General features: G+C 53.7%; 7 protein-coding genes. 6 read left to right on the top strand and 1 reads right to left on the bottom strand.

The genetic code is table 11. The features are described from left to right. Positions 1-48: 48 nt before the first annotated feature. The 4 genes from ACFE8Q_RS17335 to ACFE8Q_RS17320 all read left to right on the top strand — a co-directional run bounded on the left by ACFE8Q_RS17335 (position 49) and on the right by ACFE8Q_RS17320 (position 12,553). Positions 49-8,748 carry an SdrD B-like domain-containing protein gene (locus ACFE8Q_RS17335; RefSeq protein ID WP_375446683.1) on the top strand — a complete coding sequence of 2,900 codons (8,700 nt, stop codon included), beginning with the start codon at positions 49-51 and terminating at the stop codon, positions 8,746-8,748. A gap of 145 nt (positions 8,749-8,893) precedes the next feature. Further along, entirely contained in the window at positions 8,894-10,585 is a 1,692-nt protein-coding gene (locus ACFE8Q_RS17330; RefSeq protein ID WP_375446682.1) for a helix-hairpin-helix domain-containing protein, read from the top strand. Positions 10,586-10,848: 263 nt separating this feature from the next. Further along, a complete protein-coding gene (locus ACFE8Q_RS17325) occupies positions 10,849-11,664 on the top strand; it encodes a phytanoyl-CoA dioxygenase family protein (protein ID WP_375446681.1) in 816 nt (271 codons plus the stop codon). A gap of 109 nt (positions 11,665-11,773) precedes the next feature. Then, positions 11,774-12,553 carry an SDR family NAD(P)-dependent oxidoreductase gene (locus tag ACFE8Q_RS17320; RefSeq protein WP_375446680.1) on the top strand — a complete coding sequence of 260 codons (780 nt, stop codon included), beginning with the start codon at positions 11,774-11,776 and terminating at the stop codon, positions 12,551-12,553. Here the strand turns inward: ACFE8Q_RS17320 and ACFE8Q_RS17315 are convergent. Continuing rightward, positions 12,538-13,041: an Lrp/AsnC ligand binding domain-containing protein gene (locus ACFE8Q_RS17315; protein ID WP_375446679.1), complete on the bottom strand. Its 504-nt coding sequence runs from the start codon at positions 13,039-13,041 to the stop codon at positions 12,538-12,540. The two genes, ACFE8Q_RS17320 and ACFE8Q_RS17315, sit on opposite strands and share 16 nt — an antisense overlap. Positions 13,042-13,550: 509 nt before the next feature. On the opposite strand from ACFE8Q_RS17315, the gene ACFE8Q_RS17310 reads away from it, so the two are divergent. Both ACFE8Q_RS17310 and ACFE8Q_RS17305 read left to right on the top strand, forming a co-directional pair. Next, positions 13,551-14,783 carry a DUF819 domain-containing protein gene (locus ACFE8Q_RS17310; RefSeq protein ID WP_375446678.1) on the top strand — a complete coding sequence of 411 codons (1,233 nt, stop codon included), beginning with the start codon at positions 13,551-13,553 and terminating at the stop codon, positions 14,781-14,783. A 187-nt stretch (positions 14,784-14,970) separates the two neighbouring features. Continuing rightward, positions 14,971-18,102 carry a protein O-mannosyl-transferase family gene (locus ACFE8Q_RS17305; RefSeq protein ID WP_375446677.1) on the top strand — a complete coding sequence of 1,044 codons (3,132 nt, stop codon included), beginning with the start codon at positions 14,971-14,973 and terminating at the stop codon, positions 18,100-18,102. Positions 18,103-18,151: the final 49 nt, after the last annotated feature.

Here is an 18,151-nt window from a genome sequence, read left to right as displayed (position 1 = left end):
GGCGCAGCACAGGCGCAGGTTGCAGGTAAGGTGTTCCGTGAAATGAATATGAACGGGGTCGCTGATGCCGCAATTAGTACTACATTTAAGGATGTAGCAGGGGCTAATTCAACTATAATTAACACACGTTACTCCGAACTTGGCTTACCCGGTGCAACCATTACCGTTTATGGCGATAACGAACTGGTATTGGGTACAACCACTACTTCGTCGACCGGAAGCTGGACAGTTACTATACCAGCTACCTACACCGCATTGCATGTGCTCGTAGAGTGCAGCCCTCCGACTAGTCTTTCTATCTTGCAAACCGGGCCGCATGGCATTGATAATAATACGACAGTCGCCCGAGTTCTTAAAAACGCTACGAATGTAAATTTTACATTTGGGCTTGGTTCTGAACACGCGCAGAATAGCCCCGATCTGGCACTGGCGTGTTTTGCCATACCCGACCCCACCACCGCCAATGGTAATCCGGGGAACACCGAACCGATGGTAATCCGGTTTCCCTACATCAATGGCGGACCACTCACCGACGGTACTCGCCAAACAGCAGGCAGTTCAGTAGCTACTAACACGGGCCAGAATTACTACTCAGCCACAGCCTACCCACCTCTTACGACTAAAACTACGCTGACTACTTTTGGTCAGACTGGTTCGGTATATGGGGTAGCCTACGATAAACGTCGAAATCGCCTGCTGACGAGTGCCTTCGAACGAGCTTATACCGGCCTTGGGGCAGCGGGTATTGGTGGTGCGGGTAAACTATACGTAACCACACTGGCCACTAGTGGTACAGCCACTGGCACAACAGTCTGGTTGGATCTGGAAACAGCACTCTCTCCTGGCGTAGCTGGGATTGATCCAGCCATAACAGCCGGTCTTGTGGCCACCACTACGGTAACCGGTATTCCGACCCCCGTCACAGTAGTTCGTTTCGAGCATAATAAAATAGGCCACCTAAGTCTGGGGGATCTGGAGTTCTCGGCGGATGGACGGACCGTATTTGTGGTCAACCTGTTTTCCAAACAGATTTATGGTATCCCGGTTAATGCTGATGGCACGCCTAATATAGCCGGCATTCGGACGTATACACCCACCAACCCTTGCACGGGAGCCGCTTTCACAGATCCTACTCCGCCTTCGCCAGCCAGCCGCCCTGCCAACGCGCTGCTGGGCCTGGGTATTCATCCCGAAAACGGCCTTGTGTATTACACCGTCACCTGTACAGGGCAAAATGCCAGTGACCTGAAGGGATTCGTCTATTCATTTGATCCGACAACAGCCACGCCTGTTTTCACTCAGGAGCTGCAAATTCCACTCAGCTTCAGCTTACAAACGGGTGGTACAGGGACAGAGGGGGTGTATGGCACCAAGGTCAATGCACCCTGGTCTACCTCTGCACCTAATACGATTGTCTCGAACACCACCAGCAATAACATGGAGGAACAGCCCTGGCTGGCTGATGTGCTCTTTGACATACAACCCGATGGTAAAATCTACATGCTTGTTGGTGGTCGTAACCGATTCCTGGATGCTGTTTCGGGAAGCCGGATTACCACCGGTCAGGGTATATGGATAGCGGCGCTCAACAACAATGCCTGGAACCTGGAAACGAATGGAGTCGTTGGTAGCCGAACCACTGCCAATAACCTCACTTTACCCTGGTTTAGCGTCCGCAATGGTAACGGTGTTTTCTTCAACACAAACGGTTCCGAAGGTGCTGATGGCACTGGAAATCTTGTCGCTATACCAGGCTTTACCGAGGTCGCTGTATCGGGCATTGACAATGTCAAGTCAGGTGGCAACAACGGGATGTCGTTTATGAGCCGCGACAAGGGCTCACGTACTCGCGACATTCTGCTGCTGGGTAGCCTGGTTACAGGTGCTGCTGACCGGTCAGGCGTTTATAAAGCCAACGTGTGGGGCGAGGTGGAAGCGTTGCTCAATCCGGCTCCGCTCGAAGTAGGGAACTACGTATTTGCCGACCTTAACAAGAACGGATTGCAGGACCCCTCTGATCTGCCCCTTACCGGGGTGACCGTCAGCTTGGTAGAAGATACCAATGCTGACGGACTACCAAATGAAACAGCAGTAGCATCGACCACTACAGACGCCAACGGTCACTATTATTTTGATCAGGCAGATGGGCTGAAATATGACACGAAGTATGTATTGGTGATCAATAAATCAACCGATTTTACGACAGGAGCCCTAGCCAGCATGTCGGCGACAGTAGCCAATGTTAGTGCTAATTCTAAAGATTTTCGTGATTCCGACGGAGAATTGTTTGGCGCAAATCAATATGCCAAAGTGGCGTTCACCACAGGAGGGCCAGGAGAAAATAACCACTTGTTTGATTTTGGCTTCACGTTGCCTCCCTGCGCCAAACCAACGTTAACGGCGATTCCTTCGCAAACGCTTTGCCAGGGTTCTATATTCAGTATGCCACTGGTTTCGGCGGTGGTCAGCAACACGGTTACGTCGGTGCAATGGTACCTGACCAATGCGTCAGGTACGTCGTTCACCGCCATTAGTGGTGCTACCAGCCTTAGCCTCAGCGCGGCACAGGCCGTGGTGCCAACGGTTGGGCAGAGCAAGTATTACGCACTGATCGGGCAGAACGGCTTATCAGGGCTGTGTTCAGATACGGTTTTTGTTAATCTGGCCTTGAAAGCCACACCGGTACTCACGATCACGGTGCCATCGGCGGCGACAGTGACTCAGTGTTCGGGTGGAACGGTGGCGTTTAGTGTATCGTCGAATGCGGTGACGCCCGATAATATATCGTTGGTGTATTTCTCCAGCCCGCAGTCGGGTACAGCCATGTATACAGGTGGTACAAGCCTGGGTACGATAACCTCAACATCGATAGCTGGCACAAAAACACTATCCTTCACGGCTACCCTCCCCAACAACCCAACGGCGAGTATGGCCACCCTCTACGTGTATGCCTTCCTGTCATCCAACGATGGCGCCTGTAAGTTGTCTGATGCCGTTGTTGTCAATATCCGGCCTGACTTCGGCACAACCTTATCGGCTAATCCGTATGTCTGCAAAGGGGCATCGGCTACCCTGGTTGCGCTAGCCTCAAACGGGTCGACTCTGCGCTGGTCGACGGGGCAGAGTGGGGTGGATCTGGTTACGGTCAATCCGGTGATGAGTGCCACGGTCACCTCGCCCATTGTTTACTCAGTAACGGTTGTTGATGCCAATGGCTGCTTATCAACGCCAGCCTCCATCACGATTACATCAGTTTACTGTACCACCTGCGCTGGCAACACGTCTACAATTGGAGGTAATGCCTATCAGGATTACAATGCGGACGGCACGAAAGCGGCGACCGACCGTAGCCTATCCGGTATCACGGTGACCCTGTTTGTTTGTGACCCGAGCGGTACGAGCACGCAGGTGGCAACTACCACCACCGACCTGAATGGGGCTTATAGCTTTACGGGCCTTACTGCCGGAACAACCTATCGGGTAGAGTTCAGCAACCTGCCTGTAGGCTATACCCCAACCTATCGGGGTATTAACAATGGCAGTACGGTTCAGTTTGTGCAGCCTGGAACCTGCAATGCCAGCCTGGGGCTGAATGTGTCTTATGATTATTGCCAGACCGATCCAGATTTTGCAGTGGTCTGTTTTACCCGAAACAATAGCGGCGTTGCCCAACCAACGATCGTTGATATGAAGTACAGCACAGGGCAGCCCTTTACGGCGTCTAATGCGCTCGATGCCAACTATTTATGGGGGGCGCCTACGGGCGGAACCTCCTATTCGATAGCCGCCCATACCACCGTGGCGACCAAAGCTGATATAAGCACCACGCTCGGACTGGCCTGGGATCGTACACATAAACAACTGCTGACAGGATCGTTCATGCGAGCATATGCACCCATGCAAACCAACAGCAGTACGAATACATTTGGTGAGGCGACGCTTTATAAAGTAGACTACACCAGTGGAGTTGCTGGTGCTAAATCAGTCTGGCTCGATCTGGAAACGCTCTACGGCGACGGTTTTGCTGGCTCGTATGTGGCCGATGGAGCCTATACAGAAACTCCTTATGGCAAAACGGGTAGCAACCCAGCCAAAATTGGCTACACTGGTTTAGGATCCATACAGTTTGCCCGCGATGGACATGAAGTGTATGTCGTTAATCTGAAAACACAGGAGGTACTGGTTATTCCGGTGGCGGCTGATGGAACTGCTGTGGCGAATACTGCACAGATCAAGCGGTTCCCCTTACCGACAGATGGCTGCCCAACGGGAAACTGGGCAGATAGCAGACCCAATCAGGCGGCATTTGGCCTGGGCCTCCACCCAGTTACAAACCGGGTATACGCCACCTTAACCTGTACCGGACCAACGGCGGCAGACCTGAAAGGAATTGTCTACTCCTTCGATCCCACGGACGTAACGCCCGCGTCTACTGATTTTAGAAAGGAACTCACTATACCGTTGAATCTGGATTTTCCCGCGACCAATACCAACGTCTCACAGTATTATAGCCAGATTACTCACCCCTGGGAGGTAGCGACGCCCAACACGGCATTTTATACCAATGGTAGTGCTAATACCACGCAGCATACACAGCCGTGGTTGGGAGAAATCGAGTTTGATTTGCAGTCAAATGGGGTGTATGGCATGATGGTGGCGACCCGTAACCGATACCATGATCTTATTAATACCTCTTTTTATGTGACAGGGGGTGTTCTTTTCCGAACCGCTAATGTCGGTAGCGAAGTGGCTCCTCAATGGACGCTGGAGCAGTATGGAACTGCCGGTACGTTTGCATCGGGTGTCAACTATACCTTCAGCGCAGCCACCCGTGCAGGGGCCAATACCAGCCCTGAAAACCGGTTTTTTAAATACGTAGGGTTGGAAGGAGCCGCTTTGGCCGGGACGACTGATTACATCCCCGGCCGCACTGAAATTCTTATGCCATCCCTGGACAATGTGTTATTTAATGCCACATCAGGGATGACCTGGTTGAATCGCCTGACGGGTGATCGCTCCCGTGATAACCATTTATTGAGTGATGGCACAGCGGCAGGATATAGCGCCGTTAACTTTACCAAAGCAAATAACTGGGGTGGCCTGGTAGCCATGTGTGCGCAGGAACCGATCCAGATTGGTAACCGGGTGTGGCGCGATGATAACCAGGACGGGGTGCAGGACCCCTGCGAACCACCCATTCCGGGGGCTGTGGTCAAGCTCTACAATGCGGCCAAGACAACGATCATCGCCAGCGCAACGACCAACGCCGCCGGGGAGTACTACTTCGCATCGGCCACGGTGGTGGCTGGTACGTCGACCTCGGCGGTATCCACTTCCCTGCTGACTTACAACACCACCTATGGGTTGGTTCTCACCAGTTTGGGCACCAGCAGTGTGGTGGCTGGGTTGAGCCTGACCAACGTGACCCCGTTGACACCGGGTGAAAGCGGCGTACTCAACTCAGGTACGTCGCTGGCCAACAACGATGCGAAGCTGGATGTGGTAGGCGGCATTAGCAGCCCCTGCATCAAACTCACCACTGGTGGGCCGGGAGACAGTAACCACACGTACGATTTTGGTCTGGTGAAAGTTGCCTGTAACCTGACCGTAACGGCTCAAACCGGTAGCCAGAGTGTCTGTACTGGTTCACCCGTTACTCTTACGGCCCAGGCTACACCTGTTGGTAGTTATACGTATGTCTGGTCTGCCCCGGCAGGTGCAACACTGACGGGGGGCAGTACCGCGACGGCCACCGCCACAGCGTCGACGGCTGGGTTGCAAACTTTTACGGTGACGGTGAGCAGTTCGCCTTCGTGCCAGACAATAGCTATCGTGAGTGTGCAGGTCATTGCGCCAACTACGCCAACGTTCAGCCCGGTTAACCCGATCTGTGCAGGAGCCATACTAAGCGCGCTGCCTACTACCTCGCTTAATGGCATCACCGGTACGTGGTCACCCGCGTTGATCAATACGACTACCACCAGCTACACCTTCACGCCCACAGGAGGACAGTGTGCGACAGTGGCGGTGCTGACTGGTATCGTCAATCAGCCCACTACGCTGCCTACGTATCAGCCGACGGTTATCTGCGAAGGTGGCTCGGCTATTTTCTCCATTACCCCACCAGCCGGGGCCACGGCCTACTGGACCACACCCGCCACCACCACCATCAGCAGTGGTACGGTCAGCATCGGCCCGGCTACGGTGGCCAACTCAGGTACGTATACGCTGGTCTACACCAACGCCAGCGGCTGTGTCTCGACGACGACTAAACTGGTGACGGTCAATCCCCTGCCAGCGCTTAGCCTGGCTGGTAGTGGGTGTGTGTCGGGCAACCAATCCTATACCGTATTGCTGACAACCACCGCCAGCAGTCTGACTACCAACGCTGGTCAACTGGGGGTAACCATCAGCGGTAACCTGTTGACGGTGCCTGTCAATGTTGCCTCTTTCGTTGTGTCGGCCTCCTCAGCGGCGGGTTGCGGATCAAGCCTGCCTATAACAGCACCCGCCTGTACGAGTGTGTGTGCGCCACCCAGTGCAGGCGCCGATCAGGCGCTATGCCTGGGTACCACCTCAACCACGCTGGTCAGTCCCGCTGCCGGTGAGCAGTGGAGCATACTACAGCAGATAGCCGGTACGTCGCCGGTGATTAACCAGTCGGGGAGCCCGGTGACGGTATCGGGGCTGAGCCTGCCGGGCGTGTATAAGTTCCGGCTGGCCTCTACGTCTGTGAGCAATTGTTCGGCGGTGGTTACCATTACGGTCAACGCGCCCACCACGTTGCCTGTTTTCACGCCTATTGCCCTGTGCGAAAGCGCTGGAGGTGCCTTCGGGGTGGCCATGCCGGTGGGGGCATCTGCCTACTGGACCACGCCGACGAACACGACCGTGAGCAGTGGTACCGTTACCCTGGCCAACGTTACAGTAGCCAGCGCAGGTACGTATACCGTGCACTACACCAACGCCAGTGGCTGTAGCTCATCAGCCATTCAGACGGTCGCCGTCAACCCATTGCCGACACTAAGCGTGGTGCGGAGTGGGTGTCTGTCAGACAATCAATCGTATACGGTGCTGCTGAGTACGAACGGGGCTAGCCTGACGACCAACGCGGGTCAGTTTGGGGTGATTATCACCGGAAATCTGATTTCGTCGCCCATCGGTGTCACTGCCTTCGCGGTGTCGGCCAGTTCGGTGGCGGGTTGCGTTATTACCCTGCCCATCACCGCGCCGGGCTGCCTGACAACCTGTACGCCGCCCAATCCGGGTCCTGACCAGAGCTTCTGTGAAGGACCAACCACTACCACCCTGGTGAGTGCTGCAGCGGGTGAACAATGGTATGTGCTTCAGCAAGTTAGCGGTACAACGGTTGTTATCAATCAGACGGGTAGTCCGGTTACGGTATCGGGGCTGAGCCTGCCGGGCGTGTATAAATTTGTACTGGCTTCTACCTCGGTGAGCAACTGCTCGGCGGTAGTAACGGTGACCGTCAAGGCCAAGACTGTCATTACGCCGTTTAGCCCATCTACGCTGTGTCAGGGGGATGGATTAACGTTTGCGATCACACCGGCGGCGGGAGCTTCGGCTTACTGGACCACACCGGCCAGTAGCACGGTCAACAGCTCAACGGTTACCCTGACGAATGCCACTACGGCCAACTCAGGTACGTACACGCTCTATTACATCAATGCAAACGGGTGTGTGTCGGCACCAGCCAGCAAAACGGTTGTTGTTCATGCAAAACCAGCGCTGAGCGTTGTCAGTAGCAGTTGCGTGTCGGGTAACCAGTCATATACGGTGTTGCTGAGCACAAATGGGGCAAGCCTGACCACCAATGCCGGTCAGTTTGGCGTGACTATCAGTGGTAATGTCCTCACGGTGCCCATCAATGTGAGTGGGGTGGTGGTGTCGGCCAGTTCAGCCGCAGGGTGCGTAACAGGGGTGCCCATCACCGTACCGATCTGTACAACAGTAGTACTACCGGCCAGCCTTGGCGATTATGTCTTTGTCGATGTGAATAAAAATGGTAGTCAGGATGGAGGCGATACGCCAAGTCCCGGAGTTATTGTCACGCTCATCACTAGCGGAACGGTTGTGGCTACAACCACAACGAATGGCAGTGGCCTGTATAGTTTCACCGGTTTAACGCCCGGTATTCCTTATTCGGTGAGCTTCACCACGCCGTTTGGCTACTCGGCCACCAGCCCGAACGTCGGCGTCGACGATGCCCTTGATTCAGATCCCATTGGAGGCGTTACCGCCCCGGTGACGTTGACAAGTGGCGAGCACAACCCAACGCTGGATGCAGGGTTTGTCCGGTTGACAGGTAGCATTGGTAATTATGTCTGGAAAGACCTGAACAAGAATGGCCAGCAGGATAGCGGCGAAGCGGGAGCCGACGGCGTAACGGTCCGCCTGCAACAGCAGACCAGCCCAGGTACGTTCACCGTGGTGTCGACAACCGTTACAGCGGGAGGGGGGTACTACCTGTTTACGAATTTGCCCGCCGGTGTGTATGTGGTCGAGATTGACAAGAATACGTTGCCCGCTACCTGTACGCTCAGTCCGAATGTGAATGTGGGCAACCCCGCAACAGACTCGGATACCGATCCAAATACAGGGCGCTCGCCACTTATTCCGATTGATCCGACTGATCCGACGAAGCGAACCATTCTGACGGTTGGTACGGCACTGGAAACACCCTGTGAGGCTGTCTGTATACCTGTATCGGTCAGGCGGGTCAGATAGCATATTGGTCAGTTTAAAGCGGGGCTACTGTTGGACGATAACAGTAGCCCCGCTTTTTATGCGGGCCAGTAGCCAGGTGCCGACTGTCAGGCGGCGCTTCCTATACAGGAAATGCCGTATTTTGCGCGTCCAATTTTACTTGCGCATGACGAACTCAGATATCATCGACAGCCTTGAACTTACCGCCCGCCTGATGGAACTTCACAACGGAGATCCATTTCGCATTAAAGCGTTTTCGGGCGCGGCCTTTTCGCTCGAAAAAATAACCGACGACCTTAGCGAACAATCGGTCGCTGATCTGATCAAGCTGCCGGGCATCGGTAAAACGGTAGCCACTAAAGTTCGGGAATTTGTCGACACGGGGCATCTGACTGAACTCGATGAGTTGCTTGCTCAAACACCGCCCGGCGTGCTGGATATGTTCCGAATCAAAGGGCTGGGCGTCAAGAAAGTAAAGACACTCTGGCACGAACTGGGTATCGAAACCCTGCGTGATCTGCGGCAGGCCAGTGAAACCGGTCGTGTGGCCGCCATTAAAGGTTTCGGTGAAAAAATCCAGCAGAATATTCTCGATAATCTTGATTTCCTGGAAAGTCAGTCGGGCAAGATCCGTATGGACAAGGCTGATCGGCTGGCCAGCCAACTACGTGACGAACTGGCTCCGCTGGGTAGGGTAGCCGTGAGCGGTCAGGTACGTCGGCGGTCCATTGAAGTGGATACGGTTGAACTACTGGTTGAGTCAGATGACCCGCTGGCGGTGCAAACGTACCTGAACGTGCAGCCGGGCCTGTCGCAGGACGTACCTGCATCGTCGCCATTTACCTGGCGAGGGCATGCCGAAGGAACTGATGTGCAGGTGGTCATCGTAACGTACCCAGCCGCCCAGTTTGATCAGCAGCTATTCGTTCGATCGGCCACCGAAGCACACCTTGCCGAGACAGGCCCGACGGGAAAAACGCTGTTGCAAAGTGCCGTAAACGCGTCGGCAGGCTCAACGGAAGAGACGATCTACGCGCAGGCAGGCTTGCCGTTTGTGGTGCCCGAAATGCGGGAAAATGAGCAGGCGTTTGTCTGGTCGCAACGCCACCGGGCCGATGAACTCATTGCCTGGGACGACCTGAAAGGGACCTTGCATAACCACAGCACCTGGTCGGATGGCAAGCATACCCTTCGCCAGATGGCCGACTACGCTCTTGAACTGGGGCTTCAGTATTTCGGGATCGCTGACCATTCGCAAACAGCCAGTTATGCCGGTGGCCTGACGCCCGACCGGGTGGCTCAGCAGCATGTTGAGATCGACGCGATCAACGAAGCCTACAAGGCTGCCGGAGCTAATTTTCGCATTCTGAAAGGGATTGAATCCGACATTCTGGGCGACGGGTCGCTGGACTACACGGATGAGGTGCTGGCTTCATTTGATTACGTCGTGGCCTCGGTGCATCAAACCCTGAATATGACCCAGGAGAAAGCCACCGCGCGTCTTTTGCGGGCCATCGAAAATCCGTACACCACGATTCTGGGCCACCCAACCGGGCGGCTGTTGCTGGCTCGCGAAGGGTACCCGCTCGATTTCAGGGCTATTATCGACGCCTGCGCGGCCAATCGTGTCGTAATCGAAATAAACGCCAGTCCGTATCGCCTCGACATCGACTGGCACTGGATCGATTACGCCATGAGCCGGGGTGTATTGCTCAGCATAAACCCTGACGCCCACGAAATGCGCGGACTACTCGATATGCATTACGGCATCTACGCGGCCCGGAAGGGGGGGCTAATCCGGTCAATGACGTTCAATGTCTTGTCGCTGGAGGAGATAACTCAGTATCTGGCAAAATAAAGTTGATCGTGCTGGAAACTAGAAAAAGTACTATTTTTGCCGAACGGCTTTCGGATTTAATCGGATTTAAAGCGATAGCCTCGATTTTCTGTATAAACTTTGTACCCTGAATTAGACTCTGGCCGGTCTAAACCGCATTTTATCCTTAAATCCGAACATTCATACAAAAAGTGTTTGGTCAGACCGGTTACCTTTAGTTAATTTAGACCCCAAAATATAACACGTAGCTTCCTTGATCGTACACAGTAACAACTGTCGCCAATATGAGAAAACTGCAATGCCCCAGGTTTGAGCTGGGCGAAACCCTCACCGCTGAACAGAAAAATTTTTTTGATAAGAACGGAATAATCATTTTTCCGAACTTCCTGAACCGTGATACTGTAAAGCTATTTTTAAGTGAATTAGCCCGTATTGAACAGGAATGGATTGCTGATGGTCGCGACAAGATCAACGGTGTTCCGCTCAAGTTTGGTAGGGATGAAGCTGGTAATAAAGTCATTCAGCGGTCTTGTTTTCTGTCTCACGCCAGCCAGGTGTTGCACGAATTTCTGCAGGACCCCCGGTTACAGACTGTTGTTGACCTGCTTCAGCCGTATGAAGGCCGGATGGGTGAAAACGAGAAAGACGGTCTGGTACTGAACAATTACGTTCGGACGCCGAGCAGCCAATATTCGCAGATGGGCTGGCATACCGATAGCCCCCGCGATATTTTCCTGGGTCAGCGGATCATGCCGATGCTCAACGTAGGGATTCACCTCGACGATTGCCCGATGGAAAACGGTGGCCTGCGCGTGTTGCCCGGCACCCACAAGCAAAGCACGTTTCGGATGCTGTTCGGCAAGAAGTACTTCGTTGACAACAACCCCGATCCCCGTGAAGTTGGCCTGGATATTCAGGCGGGCGACCTTACCGTTCATGACGGTCGTATCTGGCACCGCGTACAGCAATCGCCGCATATTGGTGAAGCCAGCCGTCGCCGGGTTATGTACGTACCTGTGGTTACGGGCAAGTACAAACCCAAAAATGAGTTCAGCAAAACGCCATTCTATCACCGCTTCATTCAGAAGGTGAATATTTAATTTAGTTTGAAATTTAACGTTTAACGTCCAACGTTTAACGGTCAAAAAGTACGCTGGCTTAGAAGCAGAGCAACTTGGACCCATAAACGTTGGACGTTAAACTTTTTTTATGTCCTACGCACTCATAACCGGCGCTAGCCGGGGTATTGGTCTGGCCATTGCTACCGAACTGGCACGTCGCAATTATAACCTGCTTCTGGTTGCCCGGTCGGGCGATCAGTTACAGCAACTGGCCCGCCAACTGGCCGCTGACCATCAGGTGAAGGTCGATACGCTGGCCGTCGACCTCTCCGATGGGGCGGCACCACAGCAGGTGTTGGACTGGTGCAAAACCAATCAATATGATGTGTCGGTGCTGGTCAACAATGCCGGATACGGCCTAAGCGGCCAGTTTGAGCAGTATTCGCTCAACGAGAATCTGGCGATGATGCAGGTGAACATGACCACACTGGTGCAACTGACCCAACTGTTTTTGCCCGAACTTCGTCGGCAACCGCGTGGGTACGTTCTCAATATTGCCAGTTCAACCGCCTATCAGGCACTGCCGGGTATGAGCCTGTATGCGGCTACCAAAGTGTTCGTATTGAATTTCAGTCGTGGTCTGCATCACGAACTGGCCGGTACGTCGGTTAGCGTGACCTGCATTAGTCCCGGTGCCACCGATACGGGCTTCAACGATCGGGCGCAGATCAACCAGAAAGCCCGTGAGGCAGCCAAAAAAATTACGATGACGCCCGAAGCCGTTGCCAAACAGTCGGTGGAGGCGATGCTGGCCGGAAAAGCTGAAGTGATCACCGGTGGGATCAATAAATTGGGCGCGTTTGCCGCCTGGCTGTTGCCTAAAGGGCTGGTTGAAAAAACGGCGTACAAGATCTACAAAGAGTCCTGATTGAGCACGGTCAGTTCAGTAAAGGGAACCGGGCGGTTGACACTTTCTTCCAGCGAGATAAACGTCTCGGTGCGCTGAATACCACCGACTTTCTGAATCTTGTCGTGTAATACCTGCCGTAGATGAAGCGTGTCGCGGCAGACTATTTTGGCGAAAATACTGTAGATACCCGTGGTGTAGTGGATGTTCACAACCTCGGGTATTTTCATAAGCTGTTGAGCTACGTCTTCGTAGAGAGAGCTTTTGTCGAGGTAGATGCCCAGGAAGGCGCTGATGTCCCAGCCAAGTTTGGTATGGTCGATAATGAGTTGCGAACCTCGAACGATGCCCATGTCTTCCATCTTCTTCATGCGGACGTGCACGGTGCCTCCCGACACGAAGATGCGTTTACCAATCTCGGTATAGGCCATCGTCGCGTCCTGCATCAGCAGGCTCAATATTTTCAGGTCGACGTTATCAATTTCCAAATTTTTGGCTGCTTTTTCCATAGTTGTTTTGATGAATTGATAACAAAAATAGCCAAATTTTATCTAAACCGTAAATTTTGAGTTATTTTTATAGAATACTTGCAATGAAATGTGCGCTTACCCTATCTTTGCATTGTCAAGTTAATCAGGTAGTTGAGACGTCCTGATAAGTGGATGAGACAAGACATTTTTCATTGTAGGGTGTCGAAATTGGCAGACGTGCCCTCCTGTCTCGGGGGTGGTGATAAGGGATAAACGCAGCATAATGCCGCTTTGCGGAATTCGTTTCTTCGGAGCGACTGGGGTTGACCACCAGATGTTGTACTGTAGCTAACCGCACCGTGGGTGGTTCGAGTCCCCCTCCTACAGCTTTTTGGTTTTTAGTTTGTTGATGAAGTGTAATTACGACACGCCGGCTCAAGTTGAGGCCGGCGTTGTTTATTTATGGGCATCGCCGGTCTCAACGGTCATTTGTTGTCATTAATGGTCGTTTATTGCAAATCGCTACCAATGACTACTAGTGACGATAAATGACCAACCCATCCATCCTCCTTGGTATTCTGCTGCTCATTATAGCCGCCGTGCTTACAACGGCCGGTAGTTCGCGACCATTTTGGCAACGATTCTACGCCATTGTACCCACAACCCTCCTCTGTTACTTTTTGCCCTCGTTGCTTAATACGGCCGGTTTGGCCAAGTCAGAAGCCGTTGATGCGCTGTACTCCGTTGTCACGCGGGTATTGCTCCCCTGTAGTCTTGTTCTGTTTACCCTTGGCGTAGACGTGCGGGCGTTTCGGCGATTAGGGCGCAAAGCGGTGCTAATGTTTGGCGCGTCGGCGGTGAGCATTATGCTGGGTGGGCCACTGGCTGTCTGGTTCCTGGCCCACGTGGCGCCGTCGCTGGTGGGTGGAGCAGGACCGGATGCTGTCTGGCGGGGGTTAGCTACCCTGGCTGGTACCTGGATCGGTGGCGGTGCCAACCAAACGGCGTTGAAGGAAGTCTTTCAGCCCAGCGACGCGTTATTTTCAGCTATCGTTACTGTGGATGTAGTGGTTGCCAATCTCTGGCTGGGTACGTTGCTGTACGGAGCGGCCCGCGCCTCCCGCATTGATCGCTGGCTACGTGCCGATGCGTCGGCTGTAGACGAGGTACGTCGGCAGGTACAACAACAGGCCGAGATTAGTCAGCGAAACCCAACGAGTGCCGAGCTGGTACAGATTCTGGCCGTTGGCTTTGGCTGCACGGCGCTGGCAACGGCCATTGCCGATCCGCTGGCCCAGTACATCAATACGCATTCGCCCCTGCTCAACCGGTTTAGTCTGGGTACGTCCTTTTTCTGGCTGGTGGGTTTGGCCACAGCCCTTGGTGTGGGCGCCTCGTTTACCCGTCTGCGAAACCTTGAAGGAGCAGGGGCTTCCAGGCTGGCAACGGTGCTGCTTTACATTATGGTCGCCACTATCGGGTTGAAAATGAACGTGCTGGCCATCGCTGATCAGCCGGGTTTACTCGTGGTTGGACTGGTCTGGATGGCGTTTCATGTGCTGCTCATGATCGGGTTTAGCCGGTTAATTCGGGCACCTTATTTTCTGCTGGCGGTGGGTAGTCAGGCGTGTATTGGCGGGCCGGCTACGGCACCTATTGTTGCGGCGGCCTTTCATCCTGCTCTGGCCCCGGTAGGCGTACTGATGGCCATTCTGGGCTATGCCGTAGGTACGTATATGGGCTATGTGTGTGGCGTACTGATGCAATTAGCAAGTCCGTAAAATGAGTTCACCGTTTGCTGTTTGCTGTCTTCTGTTGCGCTGCTGTTCATCGGCAACGTACCTAAGCAGCGCAACAGAAGACAGTAAACGGTAAACGGAAGACTGGTTGTTTAGGAATTATTAACAGCTCCATTGGCCCATATTTCGCTATTTTTGGGCATTCTTAAAGTTCAATCCCTACACAAACATGCTTTCCTACAAACGCCTGAATAACCTGACTGGCTGGGTCATTTTCGCGGTGGCATTGATTACCTATGCCTCAACCGTTGAACGTACCGCCAGCTTCTGGGACTGTGGCGAGTTCATTGCCTGTGCCTACAAACTACAGGTGCCTCACCCACCAGGTGCGCCTTTCTTCCTGTTACTGGGTCGTCTGTTCTCGTTTCTGGCAGGCGGTGATGTAACAAAAGTGGCTTACTGGATCAACATGGTGTCGGTGCTGTCAAGTGCGGCAACCATTCTGTTCCTGTTCTGGACAATCACCATGCTGGTGCAGAAAACACTGACAACCGACGAAGAAGATTACACCACTGCCGATACGCTGCTGGTGATTGGCTCGGGTGCGGTGGGTGCGCTGGTCTACACCTTCTCCGATACCTTCTGGTTCTCGGCTGTCGAGGCGGAAGTGTACGGTTTGTCTTCGTTCTTCACGGCCATTGTGGTCTGGGCAGCCCTTCGCTGGGAGCGGATCAAGGACGAGGCAACGGCCAACCGCTGGATTCTGCTGATCGCGTACCTGACGGGCCTTTCGATCGGTGTTCACCTACTGAACCTGGTCACGCTGCCCGCGCTGGCACTGCTGTTTTACTACAAGCACTACAACCGCCTGTCGCCCCGCGATTTGATCGCTACGCTGCTGCTGGGGGTTATGCTGATGCTGGGTCTGATACTGCTTGAAAGCGTTATCTGGCGGAGTATCTACATGGCGGTTTTGGTTGGTGCGTTCATTATGGCCATGCGTACTCTGCCCGCTACGAAGTATACGCAACCCACCACCTGGGGTGTTGTGTTGGCCTTTTGTATTGGCATGGCCTTTCTGGGTGTCATCAACGCGGGCGTTATTCCTGGCTTGCCCAGTTCGGCGTTTGCAGTAGAACGCTTCGCCGTAAACACGTTGGGACTGCCCTTCAACGTGGGGGTGATCACGTTTGTGGTCATTTTCTTCAGTGCCCTGATCTACCTGATCATCTGGTCGGCCCGGAAACGGAACGTAGCCCTGCACACGGGCTTATTGGCTTTCGCTTTTGTGCTGATCGGGTACGCCTCATTTATTCAGGTACTGGTCCGGTCGAACTATAATACGCCGATCAACGAGAACGACCCGAGCGATGCGCTGAACTTTATCTCGTACCTGAAACGGGAGCAGTATGGCAGTCGCTCACTGACGTACGGCCCAATCTTTACGGCCGAACCGAGTGGACAGGAGAGTGATAAGAGCAAGCTGGAGCCGGTGTACATGAAGAACAAAACCGGTTACGAAATCTTCGATTACAAACCGGTTTACACCTATGAAAAAGGGGATCAGATGCTCTTCCCCCGGGTATGGAGCAACCAGCAGAACCACCCGCAGTTGTATAGGCGCTGGCTGCATCTGGCCGAAGGACAAAAACCGACCTTCGGAGATAACATCAACTTCTTTATCACCTATCAGCTAGGCCACATGTGGGCGCGCTACCTGATGTGGAACTTCGCCGGTCGGGAAAGCGACATTGAAGGAGCAGGTTATCTGACGCCGTTTTCGAGCAACTCAGGTCTGCCGGAAGTGCTGCAAAACAACAAAGGCCGCGACAACTTCTACATGCTGCCGCTGGTGCTGGCGTTGCTGGGTATCGTATACCAGGCATTCCGTCGGCGGGGCGATTTCCTGGTTGTGATGTTGCTGTTCCTCTTCACGGGCATTGCCTTGCAGGTGTTCCTGAATTCGCCGCCATCTGAACCCCGCGAACGTGATTATATCTACGTTGGCTCGTTCTACTTCTTCGCCATCTGGGTGGGCCTTGGCGTAACGTCCATCGCCGAAGGGCTGAATACGTTTATCAAAAACGCGACGCTTCGCAATGCGCTGGTTCCCGCTGTTTTCCTGCTGGTGCCGGTAATGATGGGGGCCAAAAGCTGGGATAACCACGACCGCTCGAATCGCTACCATTCGGTTGATTTTGCCAAGAACCTGCTGAATTCCTGCGCGCCAAACGCGATCCTGTTTACGGGCGGCGATAACGACACCTTCCCGCTCTGGTACGCCCAGGAGGTAGAAGGCATTCGGCGCGACGTGCGGGTGTGTAACCTGAGCCTGCTGGGAACGGAATGGTACATTCAGCAGATGAAGCGCGATACCTACGAGTCGAAAGCCCTGCCTATTTCGCTGGACATGGAGCAGTTCAACAAGGGTAAAAACGACATTGTGCTCTACTACGCCAACCCATCGGTGAAAAGCGGTATTGATCTGCGTCAGTATATTAGTCTGATCAAGCAGAACAGCCCGGCTATTCAGGTGCCGTTGACAACGGGCGAGATGGCCAATACGCTACCGTCGTCAACGCTGTTCCTGCCGATCGATAAGGCGGCGGTCGACAAAGCTGGGTTTGTGCCTGCTGAACTGCGTCCATACATGAAGGATACACTTCAGTGGAACATTGGCGAACGTAACCTGTATAAGCCCGACCTGATTATTCTGGATATGATTGCGGCCAATAACTGGCAGCGGCCTATCTATTTCTCGGCTACGCTGGGTGGCGAAAGCTACCTCAACCTGCGCGATCACATGCAATTGGAAGGCTACGCGTACCGGTTGATGCCCGTGGCTATTCCGGGCGTGCAGGATGGGTACGTTAATAGCGACGTGATGTATAAAAACATGATGAACCGGATGGCCTGGCGCGAAATGAACAACCCGAACACGTATTACGATGAGACCTACAAAGGCTCTCCCGTCGTGTCGGCCCGGATCGCGTTCTTCCGGCTGGCAGATCAGTTACTGCGTGAAGGCAAGAAAGAACAGGCAAAAGCGGTGTTGCAGCGCAGCCTGAGCGTACTGCCCGATAAGAGCATTCCATACGATCAGGTGTCGGCCAGTTATGTTCGACTGCTGCTCGAAATCGGCGACACGAAACAGGCAACTGATATTGCCGATACCATGAGCCGCCGCGCCGACCAGAACCTGACCTACTACGAAAAAACAGGACGTACGGTAGGCGAAACCAACGCCGACCTCTATGGCCTACAGATGCTGTCTGAAGCGTATAAGGAAGCGAAACAGCCGCAGCTCTCGAAGAAATACGAAGATCTGTTGCAAAAGCATTTCGCCATCATTGGCAATTAACCTAAAACGGCCCCTGCAAAGGGGCCGTTTTCTTTTTCTTTTTATCTTT

It is taken from the genome of uncultured Fibrella sp. (assembly GCF_964250085.1).
GTDB lineage: Bacteria > Bacteroidota > Bacteroidia > Cytophagales > Spirosomataceae > Fibrella.
Note: the sequence above shows the minus strand (reverse complement) of the source record. Positions and strands in the feature narration are given on the sequence as shown.